Source organism: uncultured Rummeliibacillus sp. (genome assembly GCF_934216135.1).
In the GTDB taxonomy this organism is placed as follows: Bacteria; Bacillota; Bacilli; order Bacillales_A; family Planococcaceae; genus Rummeliibacillus.
On record NZ_CAKQBI010000007.1, the window covers coordinates 45,441 to 61,985 of the forward strand.

The following is a 16,545-nucleotide window of genomic DNA, read 5'->3' on the forward strand; positions in this document are numbered from 1 at the left end:
AACACGTTCCCATTGGATACTTTTTCATTTTAGTATTCTTTATCCACTCCTCTATTAATGATACGATAAAAACAATAAAACATTTGGGGTGAGGGAGATGTTCCTAGAGAAATTAGAGAATCAGTTAAAACAACAAAAGTCATTATTCATAGGCGAGGACACAGCTTTTCGCTCATCAGTTTTAATACCGTTAGTTCAAGTGGATGGAGAATGGCATATCTTATTCGAGGTGCGGTCATTTACACTAAGAAAACAACCTGGGGATATTAGCTTTCCTGGTGGCCAAATTGACTCAACAGATTTAACCCCATTGGATGCAGCATTACGTGAAACAATTGAGGAATTAGGTGTTGATGCAAGGTCTATAAATCTGGTAGGCCAACTAAGTCCTTATATTGCTTCGCCTTCATTTGTAGTTTACCCATTTGTAGCTACACTTGAATTACATCAGCTCAATCTTAGTCAGGAAGAGGTTGAAGAAGTATTTACAGTACCGGTCAAGTGGCTTTTGAATTACGAGCCTTATATGCATTTAGTATCTGTTAATCCTGTACCTTCAGCGGACTTTCCTTTCGAAAAAATTGCGAACGGCACTCAATATCAATGGAGAATGCGATCGATGGAAGAATGGTTTTATGATTATGAAAAGTATACAATATGGGGGTTAACAGCTAGAATCTTAAAGTACTTTATAGAAATCATTAAATGTAAAGAATCTAAAACAGATTGAATGTTTTTGTTCAAAAAGTGATATCACTTTTTGAATTAATCTTTATACTTAACTTGTTGTCTATAAAGATACTTTTAAGGGGAGGAAGAACGTTGAAGTGGCTTACAAAAAATAAAGCAATCCTTTTTGTCGTAATGATTATAATTATATTCGTCGCTGGTTTATTGGATATCAAATATAAGGGACTATTCTATCAAGTATTACCTGATTCAATTCAATCATACCTAGCTAACTTCTTTCATTAAGTAAAGACCTAAAAGTAGGTAAGCTAGAATATATTCGAATTCAGATGCTGAATTATACGAGGTAAAAAAGGCTGAAAGAAGTTTGAAATAAACAATAAAAAGCAGGGAATCCTGCTTTTTTATTGTTACATTAAGTATGAAATGTAGAAAAGTTATAGATATAACCCTGCTAGGAAAATCCCAAGTACATCTTGATAGATTTTATCAAACTGCGATAATGGTAATGGATTTTCCCCTTTACCAAGTTCAACGGTAAAACCTGGCCTTCGCCATTCCTGAATGAACCAATCCTTATAGCCAGCAAAACTATCCAATATTTGAACCGGTTTATAACCGCTCACTCTACTCAACTCTTCTACCATTATTTTCGACTTAGAGGGTTCCAGTCCTTCAAATCCCCAATATATCTCTTCCCCTTGTGTATGAAGTGCAAAAACCCTATCAAAATTTTGTTTTCTGGTCAGTTCAGCCATTGCAATAACTTCAGGTTCAGTAAAAGGTTGTTTTCCACCATAATCTCTCGGTCCAGGACTTTTTGGATTATGTTTTCTTTCCTTTTCCCATTCAGCCGGAAATTGATCATTAAGGTCTACACCTCTTATATTGGCCTTCCATCCTGAAAAATCCAAACGATTATTATTCCAACTAATGACTTGCTCTTTCCATGGTCCACTTGAACCAGGGCCATTTAATACAAGGTTAACACCATCGGGATTAACCATTGGAACAATTGATAAAGTGGTTTGTTCATAGAGTTGTGACGGTGATATGTCACGAATAACACATGCATTAGTTAGCGATAATAAATAATCATTTAAAAAGGTCATGACAATAGGAGTTGTAATCCATTCATTCGCATGAAATGAAGCATTGTAGTGTACCTTTTTATCGCCTGAACCAATTTTTATTTCGGGTAAATCGTGACCGAGTACAGAATTTCCGATAGAGGAGACTTTTAAAAATGGATAAATCCTTTGAAGATGTTTAATATCAATCATCATGATATCGTGGTCATAGTCTTGCTTTCCAAATATGATTCTCGACGTCACTCTTTGGGGAATTTTAATGGTTTGACCAATTTGTAAATGGGTTGGGGAGAGATGAGCGTTTGTGAGAAGGATGGTTTCTACTGGTATTCTTTTTTTCTCAGCAATTCCCCACAAAGTGTCTCCAGAAATGGTCTTGTAATTGACTGTTCGGAAACCTGGAATTTTGATTTGTTCGTTAATTTGAAGACTTAAGGGGTTGATATTTGGATTTGAATCCATGATTAACTGGAGGTGAATTTTAAATAATTGGCTGTAGAGCCAAAGTGAATCCCCAGGCCTAACAAATATATCCAAGATGATCCTCCTATTTAAAAAGATGCTAATCATAAAAGTATATGTTATAGATTGAAGTTTATTATTATGTAATTTAGCTATTATCTTGAAGAGTTATAAGGGATAAAAGAAAAAGAACAACATGAAACGCCCATATTGATTGGACGTCATGTTGATTATCTTTTTTTCATGATAAAAGTCAAATGTCTTCCAGCTTTTTTGTCTTGTCGATATGAAAAGCCTTCATCATTTAAATAGGTACAAGTAGAGTCAATTGTTATATGGTCAGAAGGAATGCCAGCTAATAGACATTGTTTTTTAACTGTTTTTTGATTATCAATATGATACTTATGAGTTTGAGTGTTGTAATACATAAAATCGTCCGCATAATCAAGGGCTTTAAATTTTAGATAGACATCCTCGTCTACTTCAAATTTTTCCTGACTTAGTGCTGTACCAATATAGATGTGCAAGTTGTTTGGGTCACATTGTTCAATATTCTTCAAATGTTCAATTGTTTTTAATGTTATTTCTTTGATGGTTCCTTGCCAGCCGGAGTGGATTACTCCTATGATTTCTTTCTTTTCATCGTAAAAGGTTACTGGCACACAATCTGCTGTGAATGAGCCTAGAAGAAGATTAGACTCGTATGTGTATAGTGCATCTGTATCTTGAATGGCAGTGTCTTTGCTTTCAGATCCTTTGCCTTGATCAGCTACGGTTACTTTATGAATATTGGCACTATGAGTTTGATTAGCACAAACAAATTGATTTAAATTACAATTTAAACTAGCAGCTAATTTTTTTCGGTTTTTGATGACGTCTTCTGAATCCAAACATGTATGAAGTGCCATATTTCCTTGTTCCAGCTCATTGGGGTCTTTCATAGTAATGCCTGCAATAAATTTTTCATTATCCAAATAAATTTTTGTTTTCATAATCATCACCTGCTTTTAATATATAGTAATGTTTTCTCGATGTATAGGCATTTGGAATTTAAAAAAGCCCCTATGACACAGGCCATAAGAGCTTTCGATTATTTGTTAAGTAAGCTATGCTTTTTACCATAGATAAAGTAAATGATTAAACCAATAACAATCCAAATACCACAGAAAATAATGGTGTGTATAGATAGTTGTGTCATTAAGAAAATACATAAGACGAAAGAAATAATTGGAATGATTGGATACAGTGGAACTTTGAAGCCATCTGTTGAAATTTCTTTGTTTTTACGTAATAGGATTACACCGATTGAGACAACAGTAAATGCTAGTAATGTCCCCATATTAACGAGTTCAGTTAGTTTATCTAATGGAACAAAACCTGCACAGAATGAAATTAGTGTTGAAGTAATCCATGTATTTTTTTTCGGTGTCTGATGTTTAGCATCAACTTCGGACATTACTTTAGGCAATAGGCCATCACGACTGAAAGCATAAGTTAGGCGAGTACTACCGTAAAGCATTACAAGTATAACCGTCATCATTCCAATAACGGCTCCAAGTGAGATGATGCCTGAAACCCAATCTTGATGAACAAGTTGCATGGCAAAGCTTACAGGGTTGCTAACATTTAAATCTGTATAAGGAACCATACCAGTTAAAACAAGTGATACTGCAACATACAAGACCGTACAGATAAGCAATGAGCCTATAATTCCGATTGGCATATTACGTTGTGGATTTTTCACTTCTTCAGCAGCAGACGATACTGCATCAAATCCTAAATATGCAAAGAATACTAGTGCTGCACCCGATAGAATACCACTCGTGCCAAATGGCGTAAAAGGTTTCCAATTCGTAGGTTCAACATAAAATACACCAACTACGATAAATAGTAAAATAACCAAGACTTTTAAACCTACCATGACAGTATTTAATTTAGTCGATTCTTTTACACCTTTTGTTAGCAAAAATGCAAGGATAAAGATGATAATAATTGCTGGTAAATTAACAAATGTCCCATTTGCCGGATCAAAGGAACCTGAAACGGCCTTTGGTATATGAATATTTAGTCCAGCTAATAATGAGTTCAGATAGGCAGACCATCCTGTAGCTACAGCAGCAACAGCTAGTCCATATTCTAAAATCAATGACCATCCTACAATCCAAGCAATTATTTCCCCAAATACTACATAGCTATAAGTATAGGCACTACCCGTAACAGGGATGGATGATGAAAATTCAGAATAACACATTGCAGCAAAGGCGCAAACGATAGCAGCAAGGATAAAGGAAAAAATAATCCCCGGACCTGCATGCTCAGCGGCAACAGTCCCTGGGAGTATGAAAATTCCGGTACCTACGATTGCTCCTACACCAAGTAACATTAGATCAAATGCACCAAGTGTTTTATTTAATTGAACCTTTCCATGTTGATGTAACAGTTGGTCAACTGATTTTTTTCGGAAAATAGTATTTTTCATTAGATACACTCGATTCTATTTTAAAAATCTCTTTTATATACGAACCTACTATGGATTATTACATATTGGGCACGTTTGATTTTTATTATATAAAAATTCTAAACATTTATGTAATGTGCGTCAAATAAATTTGTCGAATTTAGGCGATTTTCATCGAATAATGACAACAATTCGAAAAATAATAGCAATTTTCTACTTTGAAGCGTTGAAGTGATAAAGTGTGCGATATAAAAGTAAGTTTAAATCTTAATACTATTAAAATAAGCTGTAGAGAAATGTACTCCCACATTTCTCTACAGCTTTATTATTAGGATAAGTATGATTATAACAGTTTTTCATAGCGAATAACGTAACCTCGGATAAATGATCTGTATTTTGACTAGTTGGTTATAAGTGATTCTGGACTTATAGCCTCCTTATGCCTTTTCTTAATGGCTTTACTTAATTGCGGTCTTTTTTGCCGCATCATTTGTTTTTGCCTTTTTCTCAATATTAATTTTAATGGTTGGTTTTTTGGCAGCACTTTCTGCAATTTTTCTCTCCTGTTCATGTTTATTTAATATCATTTATAAGCAATTTCTTATAATCATTCTTTAATCTAATTGAATAGAGTTGTCCGGAGAATCACCCTTGCTTGAATTTTTAGGATCTAATTCTAAAGGCGTAAAACTTTTTCTGTACTAAATCTTTATGCTAGAAAAGCCTAAAATATGATAGAAGAGCAATCTAATATTAAAGTTTCCTCTGAATTTTCAAATATTAGTTTACATTCCCTACATAATTTTATATAATACCAATAAGATAACTAGGAAATAGAAGTGGAGGAGAGGTTGAAATGAATACAAATGCTTTTTTTAGATCGACAATGGCGAATAATTTTACAGCTAGAAAGTTTTTTAAACGAGTAGCAAATGATATTGAGAGCCAATTAAAAGAATGGCATGATGATATCCAAGTAACAATCGAAACTTGGAGAACTTATTCATTGTGCGTTCAACAAGGAGAAAGAACATTCCAAGTGGCATTATCAAAAAATTTTGTAGACATTCTTCAACATGAAGCTCCATATGCTTTAGATGCGACACTTTGGAATGGATTAATCAAACAAGGGTTGGAAATACAAGATACAGAAGGTAATTATTTAGATATTGCATTAGATTTCCATAAATATGAACAGCAAAAACTTGCCTGATTTTAGCTTATATTCAAAGAGGGTCATCCAATAAAAAGTTGGATGACCCTTTTAGGTACTTGTTAATTATTAAACATCTTTGCCTTCTATTGCGACATCTTGAATTTCTGTTTTAAATTTTGTAATATCCCATTGCAATTGATTTTGTACAAAACCTAGCCCATCTGCATGATATCTACCTGCAATTTTTTGATATCCTAAAAGTTCATATACTCCATCTCTATCAAAATCAACTGGATATAGTCCACTTAATGGGTCAACCCATCCTTCAATAGGTGCTTTTAGCGTGCCGTCAGTATTATAAATTTCAGCTAAATAGTCTTTTCCCTTATAGCGTATGTCTAAAATATACTGCTTTTTAGGTGATGAACTTATAACTCTTACTTTATAAAAATTCTCATATACTACAGTGTACTTAGAGTGTTGCTGGTATTTGTCGCCGTCAAATATTTGCCTCGTTTTTCCGTAAATAAAGGAATAGATATCTGTATAAATTGTCCCACCACTGCCACCCGTATCAATCGTGATTAATACATCCTTTACATGATTTCCTGTAAAGTCTCCGAGGAAAATTGTCGGGTTATAGCCACTATTATTTTTTAAAGGAATTTCTTCATATATATTTTTAGAGTGTTGGAATAGAATGAGATGGATGTTTTGCCAAAATGGACTATCGGGTTTCTTAGTACCTGTTAAATAGACAGTATCTAAAACACCATCTCCAGTCACATCTCCATAAGCCTTTGTAATGACGACTTGAGAAGAATTGACAGGTAATCTTTCAAAGCCATTTGGTGTCCACTGCAAATAATCTAAATATGAAGGTAGATTGTTGGTCTGCCATTCGATGACTAATGTCTTTTTAGTACTTTCATCTAGCTTTATGGCATATAGCCCGGCAATTGTATGTTCATCTATTTTTAGATGAATCATCGGCTGCCATTGTAGGTTAATTTGTTTAAGCAAGAGCAGAAAAGTATCACCTTGATAGATATAGGCACTAACTAATTCTTCTATTGAATCGCCGTCAACATCAACATGTTGAACTACAGGACCAACTTGAGGTAATTCTAAAATAGTAGCAGTGGGAGGCAAAAAATATCGGATAAATTGCAAATCATGATTAATCATAAATTCCACCTTTTTGTGTATAAGATTAATAATCATAAATAGGTTATCAGTATCAAACTCATGCATGTTTTATTTAAATTTATGCTGAATAGAAATTAATATGAAAGGGGGAGAATATTCTTTTTGGATAGTACAACTTATTGCATGATAAAAAATTTGATATCAAAAAGGCTCTAAAAGTATTGATATTACTTTTAGAGCCTTTTAGGTTGAGTTATTTAGTTTATTTTAAATTGTTGTATAGCACTTTGTAACTCTTCAGCCATATTTAGTAACCCTTTGACTGAAGTTTCTACGGCTTCCATAGAAGATAAGGACTCTTCTGTAGAAGCGGCTACTTCTTCAGAAGCAGCAGCATTTTCTTTGGCTTGATGGTTTAACTCAATTGATGTAGCTGCTAATTGTTGAGAAGATGCGGATATTTGTTCAGCTGTTGCTGAAACATTTTCAATTTTAGGTGTGATATCCTGCATACTTGCTATAATAGCTTCAAATTTTGTAGCTGAATTTTGGGAAATTGTAATTCCTTCTTGTACATCTTCTAAAGTTTTTAACATAATTTCCACAGCATCTCCAGAATCTTGTTGAACAGCAGTAATGAGTTCAGCAATTTTGGATGCAGATTGTTGTGAGCTTTCAGCAAGTTTTCGAACTTCATCTGCTACAACAGCAAAGCCTTTACCGTGTTCACCAGCTCGTGCAGCTTCAATAGATGCATTTAGTGCTAGCAGATTTGTTTGATCGGCAATATCACCGATAATATTCAAAATTGCACCGATTTCTTTTGTGCGATTATATAAGGAACGGATTTTAGTATCAGAATCTGTTACGGACTGATGAATTGAATCCATTTGGGATACTGTATGTTGAATAGATTGCTGACCATCTTCTGCTTGTTTAGTAGCATTTGCAGAAAGTGTAGAAACTTCAGAAGTATTGTCTGCAATGACCATTATACTTTTTGAAATTTCTTCAACAGCATTTGAGTTTTGCTCTATGTTCACCGTTTGTTGTTCGGTGTTCAAGGTAACGTGTTGCATGGCGGAAGAAATTTGCTGTGCTACTGCGATATTTTGATCTGTACTAGCAGAGAGATCTTCAGCAGAAGAACGAACATGCAAGGCATTTGTATTAACTTTATGAATGATTGAAGCAAGGTTATCTTTCATATGGTTAAATGATGCAGCTAGTTTACCAATTTCGTCTTTAGAGTGAATAGCAATATCCTCAGTTAAGTCACCTTCGCTAATTTTTCTAGCGCTGATTTCTAATTTGTTGATAGGGTTTATAATTGAGCGAACCAAGAACATTATTAAAATACTTCCAACGACGATGAATATAAGTTGTACGATGAAGTTTGTATATAGCGTTGTCGATGCAGCGTCTATAGCCTCTGAAGTAAAGGTAGTACCAATTACTTTCCACCCAGTTAACTTATTCGTCTCAAATAAGATTTGTTGGTTATTATATGATGTTTGGCCTGAATTCTTAGCCATGACATGATTCATATAAGATTCAGAAGCAGCTTTGCCACTTTCTTTATGAGGATGAGAAATAATAGTCTTATTATTATCAACTAACGTGATAAATCCTTTTTTACCGATTTGGACCTTATTCGCTATATCTTTAAGGGTGTCAATTTGAATATCAACTCCGACAACCCCAGAGCCATCTTCTAACTTTTTCGAAATGGTAATAACTAACTGACCGGAAGTTGAAGAAATATAAGGCTCTGTTATGATTACTTGTCCATTGTTTTGCATAGCTTCCTGATACCAAGGTCGTTCTCTGGGATCATAATCTTTTGGATATTTAAAGTATGGCATCCGAATCATTTGCCCCTTAGATGTACCAACATATGCCATGGCAGCCTCTGGATGTTCATTGACATATTGATCTAGTATATTACGAAGCTTAGAATCTTTAGAGCCGTTTAAAATTGAAGAAGTAACTTTTTTTGAAAAGTACTCAATATCATGAGTTTTAGGCTGAATAGTGTTTGTAATCTGTGTATTTAATAGACTGATATTAGATTTGGCGCTATTGACCTGCTCTTCTTCTATTTGCCCCTTAGCGCTATTGTAAGAAATCCAACCTAATATAAGAGAAGGAATTATTAACGCGATTAAAAATGCGCCGATTAATTTATTGCGAAGCGTCCAACTAAAAAAATTTCCCATTTGAAAATCCCTCACTATAGTAATTGCAAAATTTTTAATTATTAAATGATTAAATATACATAAACCATGTATACTATTATATATTATATACATAGTAAAAAAGATATCAATGTTTGATTTAAGAATAGGTCTGTTTTCCTTTATAAATTATTTCTTTCTTGCATCTTTTGTATTTTTATTTATAAATATATATTTAAATTTAAAAAATAAATTACAGAATTTACGATAATATAATGTATTTGAAAAATAAAAAAGCATCCTTCTTGTTGAACGTAAGGATGCTCTAATCGATTTTATTTAGGCTATGTGTAAGGTGATTTAAAATTATTTAGTATACTTTGTCACCATTAAAAATAGAGTTTTTAACAATTACATAGTCAACATTACGAATGGATTCCAGTTTTGTACCTCCGGCATAAGAGATTGACGATTGAAGGTCTTGTTCCATTTCAATAAGCGTATCACTTAAATGGCCACGATGTTCAACGTGCATTTTTTTACCTTCGACGTTTTTCTTTTCACCTTTTTGGAATTCAGATGCAGAACCAAAATATTCTTTATATAACTTACCATCAATTTCAATCGTTTTACCCGGTGATTCCTCATGACCAGCAAATAATGAACCAATCATTACCATTGTTGCACCAAAGCGAACGGATTTGGCAATATCGCCGTTAGTCCGAATACCTCCGTCTGCAATAATAGGTTTCGTTGCGGCTTTTGAACACCAACGAAGGGCAGCTAATTGCCAGCCACCAGTTCCAAAACCAGTTTTAACCTTTGTAATACATACTTTACCAGGCCCAATTCCAACTTTAGTAGCGTCAGCACCAGCGTTTTCAAGTTCACGAACAGCTTCAGGTGTACCGACATTACCGGCAATAACGAAGGAAGTAGGAAGTAGTCTTTTAATATGTTGAATCATATTGATCACTGCATTTGAGTGACCGTGTGCAATATCAATTGTTATATAGTCAGGAGTTAAATTTTCTTTCGCTAAATCTTCTATAAAAGTGTATTCTTCTGGTTTTACTCCGACACTAATAGAAGCGATTAAGCCACGTGCTTGCATGTCCTTTACAAAATCTGCACGATTTGCTGGATTGAAGCGATGCATAATATAGAAGTAACCACTTTCAGCTAATTTAATAGCAATATTTTCATCTATTATTGTTTGCATGTTTGCAGGGACAACAGGAAGTCTAAATTTGTGACCACCGAGCATAACACTTGTATCACATTCAGAACGGCTATTCACAATACATTTTGCGGGAATTAATTGAATATCTTCATAGTCAAATACATTATCCATTAAAAAACACTCCTAAAAACGAATATTATTTTTGTTTATTTAAAAAACGTTCGCCCTTTGGTAATTTACATTAATTTTAGCCTAATGTCAAAATTTTTTTGCAAAATTACTAAAATAGTAGTTTTTTAAATGAGGTTTGAGAGGAAATTAGATAAGATTTAAGAAAGTAGAATAGGTTCACGTTGGTAGATCTGTTTAACGTAACAACTTAAGACGAACTCAATTATTTATGATAAAATCAGGTTTTAAGGGCAATAGGAACTGAATTGATAATATATAGGATAAAAGGGATTACTTACATAAAAATAAATGGCTTATAAAGAATAACGAGAGGAAGCAACTGATGAAAAATTTAGAATTTATTTTAAGGGATTATATTATTGGAAGACCAGTTATTTCAATTGAATATGATGAGGATGACCAAACTATTGGAGAAATTATAGATGCGCATAGAGGTCTTATATATGGCCATATAGAGCTTAATGATGAACAAAAGCTTACATCTTTCATGATTGATATGGAAGAGATTATGGAACATAATGACGTTTCTTTGGACGAATATGAAGAATTAACACCCGATGAATTAATCGGTTGTGCTGAAGACTTTGCAAAAGACTTCTGCCGGGAAAGTTTGCATTTTAAAGAAATGACACAATGGAATGGTGAATCTTACATGGTCATTTTTGAAGAAAAGGATACGGCTTTAAATTTATTTATACCTAATTCCGGGGTAACAATTGAAATTAATAAGCAAGGATTTATTATTTCGGCAGTGTTATTCCAATCTTACTATCAATTAACATACCCAGATATCCAGATTTCAGCAGAAGATGCTAAAGAAATTATTTGTCGATATCCTTTGGTGCAACTAGGCATATTTGAAGATAGTGGTGAGATGAAGTTAGTATACTATCCAAATCGTGAATATTTAGCAGTCCATGTAGATGGACAAATAGCGACAACAGAAGAGTTTTTAGAAGAAAAAGCTGCTGATACACATGAATTTAAGCCGGTGACAGTAACTCAATCAGTGGAAAGCTTATTGGGTGTAACGGATGATATGTATAAAGTAGAAACAGAAAACGGGACATTCTGGTATGACTCATTGGATGTAGAAAATGTCCAGACTGCAGACCCAATAGTTAAAATTGAAAGAACTGATGATTTACAATTAGATTATGAATCTAGTGTTGAATGGGAAGAGTCAGAAGAATTGCCAGAAGAGTTGTTAGAAGAAAGGGCAAAAATATTTTTAGAAGCTATTATTGGCAATATTCATGATAAATATATACTTGAAGATCAACTTCAAGAAGATGAAGATATTGAATTTTTAAATGAAGAAGATTTAACAGAAGAAGAACGTCAATTTTTTGAGGAACTCGAAAAGATGGAAGCAGATGAAGATGAAGGTTTAGATGAAGATGATGAGTTTAACTTTGAACCATTCACAACATTCACGTTTATTCGCCATTATGAAGGAATTCGTATGGATGAATATTCCATCCATGTAAATGTCGGTGTTTATACAGGTGTAATTCGTGATTGCTCGATTATTTTACCTGACGAATCACAATTATTAGCGATGAATATGGAGCCTGTTGTGTCTATAGAAGTAGCTAAAACAATTTTTAAAGAGCATTTACAAATGAAACTAGCACGTACGATAAATTATGAAGACGAAGATGAAGATGTAACTTTATATGGATTAGATTATGTAATGGATTTCCCTCAAAACAGAAGAATAGAAAGAATCGATGCAACTACAGGTGAGGTTTATTACGAATTCTCAGATGTTCTAAGAGAAGGATAATAGTAAATAAATTTATTTGAATGAACAATGGATTTCCGAAAACTATAAATCTTAAAAATAATTAGAAAATAAGAATTGACAGAAAAACACTAGTATTGTAGACTGTTCACAACAAGTAAATACGACCTCACTTATTGGTGAGGTAGAGGCGCGATATTTATTAGTTCTTGGCGGAGTTAGAGAGAGCGGTGAAACCGGGAAGAAGGAAATGTTGCCGAAGTTTGTAATAGATCTCGATATTACATGCTGGGCTTGCAATGAATAATTGTAAGACTGTCTCAATAAGCTACCCTGGTTTATTGAGTTGAGCTATCTCATTTTGGGATAAAAGTGGAGGATTTGGGACTAGATATATTCTGGAACCTGAGTTCAACTCAGGTTCCTTTTATTTTTGTATCGAAGTACCTGTATGGCCAATGAATAATAGAATTGGCTGAACGGGTAGATGCAAAGATTAGACATTTAGCTCTTTTTCTACACATAAGGGAACTGTTTTTAAAGGAGAGGGAAATATGAAAAAGACATGGACATTATTAACTGGTGTTTTATTAATGGCCATCCTTGTATTAGCAGGATGTGGCACAGGCGATTCTAAAAAGTCGGAATCATCAGGAAATGGTGAGGAACAAGATACATTTACAGTAGGTATGGAAGCAGGATATCCACCTTTTAACTGGACACAATCAGACGATTCAAATGGTGGTGTTGCTATTAAAGGAAATGCAGAATTCGCAAACGGCTATGATGTGCAAATTGCGCAAAAAATCGCAGATGGTTTAGGCAAGAAATTAGTTGTTGTGAAAACAGAATGGGATGGTCTTGTACCAGCACTAACTTCTGGGAAAATTGATGCCATTATCGCCGGTATGTCACCAACGAAAGAACGTAAACAAACAATAGATTTCTCAGATATCTACTATAAATCTAATTTAGTAATGGTTGTAAAAAAGGGTAGCAAATATGATGGTGCAACATCAATTACTGATTTCAAAGGTGCGAAGGTGACGGCTCAGTTGAACACTTTCCACTATACAGTTATCGATCAAATTAAAGGCGTTAAAAAACAAACTGCAATGGATAATTTCCCAGCAATGCGCGTTGCACTTGAATCAGGTAAAATTGACGGTTACGTTTCAGAAAAACCTGAAGCTGTTTCAGCAACAGCAGCTAACGACAAGTTTGCAATGGTAGAGTTTACTGAAGGCGAAGGATTTAAAACTTCAGAAGAAGATACAGCAATCGCGGTTGGTTTACAAAAAGATAGTGATTTAACAGATAAGATCAATGAAATCCTTAAAGGAATTTCAGAAGCAGACCGTGAACAAATCATGGATGAAGCGATCAAAAATCAACCAGCAGCTAAATAGTTATATTGAACTTAAAGAGCTACCGATTGTGATTATTGCAATTGGTAGTTCTTGTTATGCTTTTAAGGAGGAGTAATAATGAGCTTAGAATGGTTTATCAATATCATTACAAATAACTGGCCGATGTTCTTAAGAGGCGCTTGGATGACACTGGTTATTTCAACAATCGGGACTATTATTGGCGCATTAATCGGCTTGATTATTGGCGTCATTAATACAATTCCAAAGGGCAATGGTGGAGCTAAAAAGTGGCTCTTGAAAATTATCAATGCTATTTTAACAATTTATGTTGAGTTCTTCCGTGGCACACCTATGATTGTGCAAGCAATGGTCGTTTATTACGGATCAGATTTGTTGTTTGGTATTGATATGAATCGTACTTTTGCAGCAATTTTTATCGTATCGATTAATACAGGCGCTTATATGGCTGAAATTGTTCGTGGTGGGATTATGAGTATTGAACAAGGACAGTTTGAAGCGGCTCGAGCTATAGGGATGAACCATTGGCAAACAATGATTCATGTTGTGTTGCCACAAGTAATGCGCAATATCTTACCTGCAACAGGAAACCAATATGTTATGAATATAAAAGATACGTCTGTATTAAATGTAATTGGTGTGACCGAATTGTACTTCCAAACAAAATCTATTGCAGGAAATAACTTTCGATACTTTGAGTCATTCTTTGTAGCATGTGTGATTTACCTAGTAATGACGATTATTGTTACGCAAATTTTGCGATTCTTTGAACGTAAACTCTCGGGTAATGCAAATTATCAAATGTTAGATGACGCTACATATATCCGTAGACCGGAACAGACGAAATAGAGGTACAAAGGAGAGAAAAAACTATGGAAACCATTATCGATATTCAGCATCTTAGTAAATCCTTTGGTACACATGAAGTATTAAAAGACGTTAATTTTTCTGTTAAAAAAGGTGAAGTAGTATGTGTTATTGGATCATCTGGGTCAGGAAAGTCAACACTTTTGCGTTGCATAAACTTGCTTGAAACACCAAGTGGCGGGGAGATTTTTTATAAAGGTAAAAATATTCTAGCAGATAAGCATAATCTTAATACGTTTAGAACGCATTTAGGAATGGTATTTCAACAATTTAATCTATTTAATAATTGTGACGTATTAAGTAACTGTATCCTTGGGCAAACAAAGGTTTTAAAACGTTCAAAAGAGGAAGCTAAGGAAGTAGCTATGAAATATCTAAAGGTAGTTGGTATGGATCGTTATTTAAATGCGAGACCTAGCCAATTGTCAGGTGGACAAAAGCAAAGGGTTGCGATTGCTCGAGCTTTATCCATGCAGCCTGATGCATTATTATTTGATGAACCAACATCAGCGCTTGACCCTGAAATGGTTGGAGAAGTTTTAAAGGTTATGAAGGAATTAGCAAAGTCCGGATTAACCATGATTATTGTTACGCATGAAATGGAGTTTGCAAGAGAAGTTTCGGATAGGATTGTATTTATGGATAAAGGTGTAATTGTTGAAGACGATACCCCTGATGAAGTGTTTAATAATCCGAAACACGAACGGACGAAGGCATTTTTAAACCGCGCTTTAAAATAAAAATAGAGCTGTCATCTCACGTTTTGGGTGACAGCTTTTTCTGTATGATCCTTTGGAATTAAAATAGATATATGATATCAAATATTGGCCTATTTGTAGAAAACATGTTAATAAACCTTACATAAAAATCAGAAAAATTAGACAAATAGGTGTTATACTATTTAGTAGAGAACTTTATACATAGGGGGTTGAAGATATGATCAACACTGAAAACGAAAACCTTAATGTTTCCACTTTGATGAATGAATTGAAATTTGAAAATCGAGAAATGCAAAATGTTATGCAAAAGTTACAGAAGATTTCCATGCAATCCAAAATACTAGCATTGAACTCTGGTATTGAAGCGGCTCGGGCTGGAGAAGCAGGACGTGGATTTTCAGTAGTTGCAAAAGAGATTAATAAGTTTGCTGCTGCCAGTATGGATGCAAGTAAAGAAAGTGAAGAAATTATTAAATCTATTCAACAAAAGGCAAATGAAATAATTGCTGTTCGAACAGTTGACATTGCATATGATACGATTGATAAAATTGATCGTAATTTGTTTGAACGAAATTGTGATGTACAAGCGTGGGCTACTTTTGATGCTGTTAAAAATGTCATAGCTAATCCAACACTTGAAACTAGAGAAGAAGCACAGGCCTTATTAAAAAATATATATGAAATTTACGAAGTGTATTTTGAACTGCTAGTAGTTGACCTAGACGGTAATATTATAGTCACTGCGAAAAATCAAAGTGAAGTTGGCAAGAGTATGGCTAATCGGGAATGGTTTAGAGAAACTATTAGCAATAATGATGTATATGTAACGGATATGTATTATTCTGAAGTTGTTCAGGGATATACGATGGGGTATTCATGTCCAATAAGAGATGAACATGGTCAAGTTAGGGGTGTATTTTCTACTCGCTTTAACTGGGATTTTATATATGACATTATTGACAATGTTAAAATTGATGAATCCTCTCAATTATATGTTATTAACAAAGAGGGTATTGTAATTGCATCAAAAGATAGAGAGAATGTTTTGAGTAAAAATTTGAGTGATATGAAGGCGGTTCAAAAGGTTACTAGTGGAGCTGATAACCGTGGATATGTGATTGAAAACAATCAAATTTGTGCATATTGTTTAACTGAAGGGTACAATGCCTATAAGGGGAAAGGCTGGTCTGTTATTGTTATTGAGTCGATATAGTTATTATATTTTTTAATTAAAAGGCGAACAACTTCCACCAGTTGTTCGCCTTT

14 protein-coding genes and 1 riboswitch are annotated in these 16,545 nt (G+C 34.1%); of the genes, 8 read left to right on the forward strand and 6 right to left on the reverse strand.

All coding sequences use genetic code 11. From position 1 onward, the window contains the following. Window positions 1-97: 97 nt before the first annotated feature. Together Q0977_RS06350 and Q0977_RS06355 are read left to right on the forward strand one after the other, a co-directional pair. The gene (locus tag Q0977_RS06350; RefSeq protein WP_119416806.1) at window positions 98-730 is read left to right on the forward strand and encodes a CoA pyrophosphatase; all 633 of its coding nucleotides are present in this window, start codon (window positions 98-100) and stop codon (window positions 728-730) included. A gap of 92 nt (window positions 731-822) precedes the next feature. Next, a complete protein-coding gene (locus Q0977_RS06355) occupies window positions 823-975 on the forward strand; it encodes a hypothetical protein (RefSeq protein ID WP_233548127.1) in 153 nt (50 codons plus the stop codon). Between the two features lie 152 nt (window positions 976-1,127). On the opposite strand, the gene Q0977_RS06360 is transcribed toward Q0977_RS06355, so the two are convergent. From Q0977_RS06360 to Q0977_RS06370, 3 genes are all read right to left on the reverse strand, one after another. After that, window positions 1,128-2,318 (reverse strand): M14 family metallopeptidase, encoded by a 1,191-nt coding sequence (locus Q0977_RS06360; RefSeq protein WP_299511566.1) that lies wholly within the window; start codon window positions 2,316-2,318, stop codon window positions 1,128-1,130. A 155-nt stretch (window positions 2,319-2,473) separates the two neighbouring features. Continuing rightward, a complete protein-coding gene (gene pgeF, locus Q0977_RS06365; protein ID WP_124218277.1) occupies window positions 2,474-3,235 on the reverse strand; it encodes a peptidoglycan editing factor PgeF in 762 nt (253 codons plus the stop codon). 98 nt (window positions 3,236-3,333) lie between these two features. After that, window positions 3,334-4,722, reverse strand: coding sequence for an amino acid permease (locus tag Q0977_RS06370; RefSeq protein ID WP_299511571.1), 1,389 nt, complete (start codon window positions 4,720-4,722; stop codon window positions 3,334-3,336). Window positions 4,723-5,557: 835 nt separating this feature from the next. On the opposite strand from Q0977_RS06370, the gene Q0977_RS06375 reads away from it, so the two are divergent. Beyond that, the gene (locus Q0977_RS06375; RefSeq protein ID WP_119416809.1) at window positions 5,558-5,914 is read left to right on the forward strand and encodes a hypothetical protein; all 357 of its coding nucleotides are present in this window, start codon (window positions 5,558-5,560) and stop codon (window positions 5,912-5,914) included. A gap of 69 nt (window positions 5,915-5,983) precedes the next feature. Here the strand turns inward: Q0977_RS06375 and Q0977_RS06380 are convergent, their stop codons facing one another. From Q0977_RS06380 to guaC, 3 genes are all read right to left on the reverse strand, one after another. Beyond that, on the reverse strand, window positions 5,984-7,045 hold the full coding sequence (locus tag Q0977_RS06380) for a hypothetical protein (protein WP_299511574.1): 1,062 nt from the start codon (window positions 7,043-7,045) through the stop codon (window positions 5,984-5,986). Window positions 7,046-7,263: 218 nt separating this feature from the next. Continuing rightward, the gene (locus Q0977_RS06385) at window positions 7,264-9,225 is read right to left on the reverse strand and encodes a methyl-accepting chemotaxis protein (protein ID WP_299511576.1); all 1,962 of its coding nucleotides are present in this window, start codon (window positions 9,223-9,225) and stop codon (window positions 7,264-7,266) included. A 328-nt stretch (window positions 9,226-9,553) separates the two neighbouring features. After that, a complete protein-coding gene (gene guaC / locus Q0977_RS06390) occupies window positions 9,554-10,537 on the reverse strand; it encodes a GMP reductase (protein ID WP_299511579.1) in 984 nt (327 codons plus the stop codon). Between the two features lie 343 nt (window positions 10,538-10,880). On the opposite strand from guaC, the gene Q0977_RS06395 reads away from it, so the two are divergent. From Q0977_RS06395 to Q0977_RS06415, 5 genes are all read left to right on the forward strand, one after another. Then, a complete protein-coding gene (locus Q0977_RS06395; RefSeq protein ID WP_299511581.1) occupies window positions 10,881-12,347 on the forward strand; it encodes a hypothetical protein in 1,467 nt (488 codons plus the stop codon). A gap of 135 nt (window positions 12,348-12,482) precedes the next feature. Further along, window positions 12,483-12,667: riboswitch (Lysine riboswitch) on the forward strand. Window positions 12,668-12,859: 192 nt separating this feature from the next. Further along, window positions 12,860-13,714: a transporter substrate-binding domain-containing protein gene (locus tag Q0977_RS06400; RefSeq protein WP_299511584.1), complete on the forward strand. Its 855-nt coding sequence runs from the start codon at window positions 12,860-12,862 to the stop codon at window positions 13,712-13,714. Window positions 13,715-13,792: 78 nt separating this feature from the next. Next, entirely contained in the window at window positions 13,793-14,542 is a 750-nt protein-coding gene (locus Q0977_RS06405) for an amino acid ABC transporter permease (protein ID WP_299511587.1), read from the forward strand. Window positions 14,543-14,565: 23 nt separating this feature from the next. Beyond that, entirely contained in the window at window positions 14,566-15,300 is a 735-nt protein-coding gene (locus Q0977_RS06410) for an amino acid ABC transporter ATP-binding protein (RefSeq protein ID WP_299511590.1), read from the forward strand. A 196-nt stretch (window positions 15,301-15,496) separates the two neighbouring features. Beyond that, window positions 15,497-16,492, forward strand: a complete 996-nt coding sequence (locus tag Q0977_RS06415; RefSeq protein WP_119416588.1) for a methyl-accepting chemotaxis protein — start codon at window positions 15,497-15,499, stop codon at window positions 16,490-16,492. Window positions 16,493-16,545 lie beyond the last annotated feature (53 nt).

Bases quoted from the DNA above. Each gene is read 5' to 3' on its own strand.
- Q0977_RS06350 (WP_119416806.1), top strand. From the start codon at position 98: ATGTTCCTAGAGAAATTAGAGAATCAGTTAAAACAACAAAAGTCATTA.
- pgeF (WP_124218277.1), bottom strand. From the start codon at position 3,235: ATGAAAACAAAAATTTATTTGGATAATGAAAAATTTATTGCAGGCATT.
- Q0977_RS06370 (WP_299511571.1), bottom strand. From the start codon at position 4,722: ATGAAAAATACTATTTTCCGAAAAAAATCAGTTGACCAACTGTTACAT.
- Q0977_RS06375 (WP_119416809.1), top strand. From the start codon at position 5,558: ATGAATACAAATGCTTTTTTTAGATCGACAATGGCGAATAATTTTACA.
- Q0977_RS06380 (WP_299511574.1), bottom strand. From the start codon at position 7,045: ATGATTAATCATGATTTGCAATTTATCCGATATTTTTTGCCTCCCACT.
- Q0977_RS06385 (WP_299511576.1), bottom strand. From the start codon at position 9,225: ATGGGAAATTTTTTTAGTTGGACGCTTCGCAATAAATTAATCGGCGCA.
- guaC (WP_299511579.1), bottom strand. From the start codon at position 10,537: ATGGATAATGTATTTGACTATGAAGATATTCAATTAATTCCCGCAAAA.
- Q0977_RS06395 (WP_299511581.1), top strand. From the start codon at position 10,881: ATGAAAAATTTAGAATTTATTTTAAGGGATTATATTATTGGAAGACCA.
- Q0977_RS06400 (WP_299511584.1), top strand. From the start codon at position 12,860: ATGAAAAAGACATGGACATTATTAACTGGTGTTTTATTAATGGCCATC.
- Q0977_RS06405 (WP_299511587.1), top strand. From the start codon at position 13,793: ATGAGCTTAGAATGGTTTATCAATATCATTACAAATAACTGGCCGATG.
- Q0977_RS06410 (WP_299511590.1), top strand. From the start codon at position 14,566: ATGGAAACCATTATCGATATTCAGCATCTTAGTAAATCCTTTGGTACA.
- Q0977_RS06415 (WP_119416588.1), top strand. From the start codon at position 15,497: ATGATCAACACTGAAAACGAAAACCTTAATGTTTCCACTTTGATGAAT.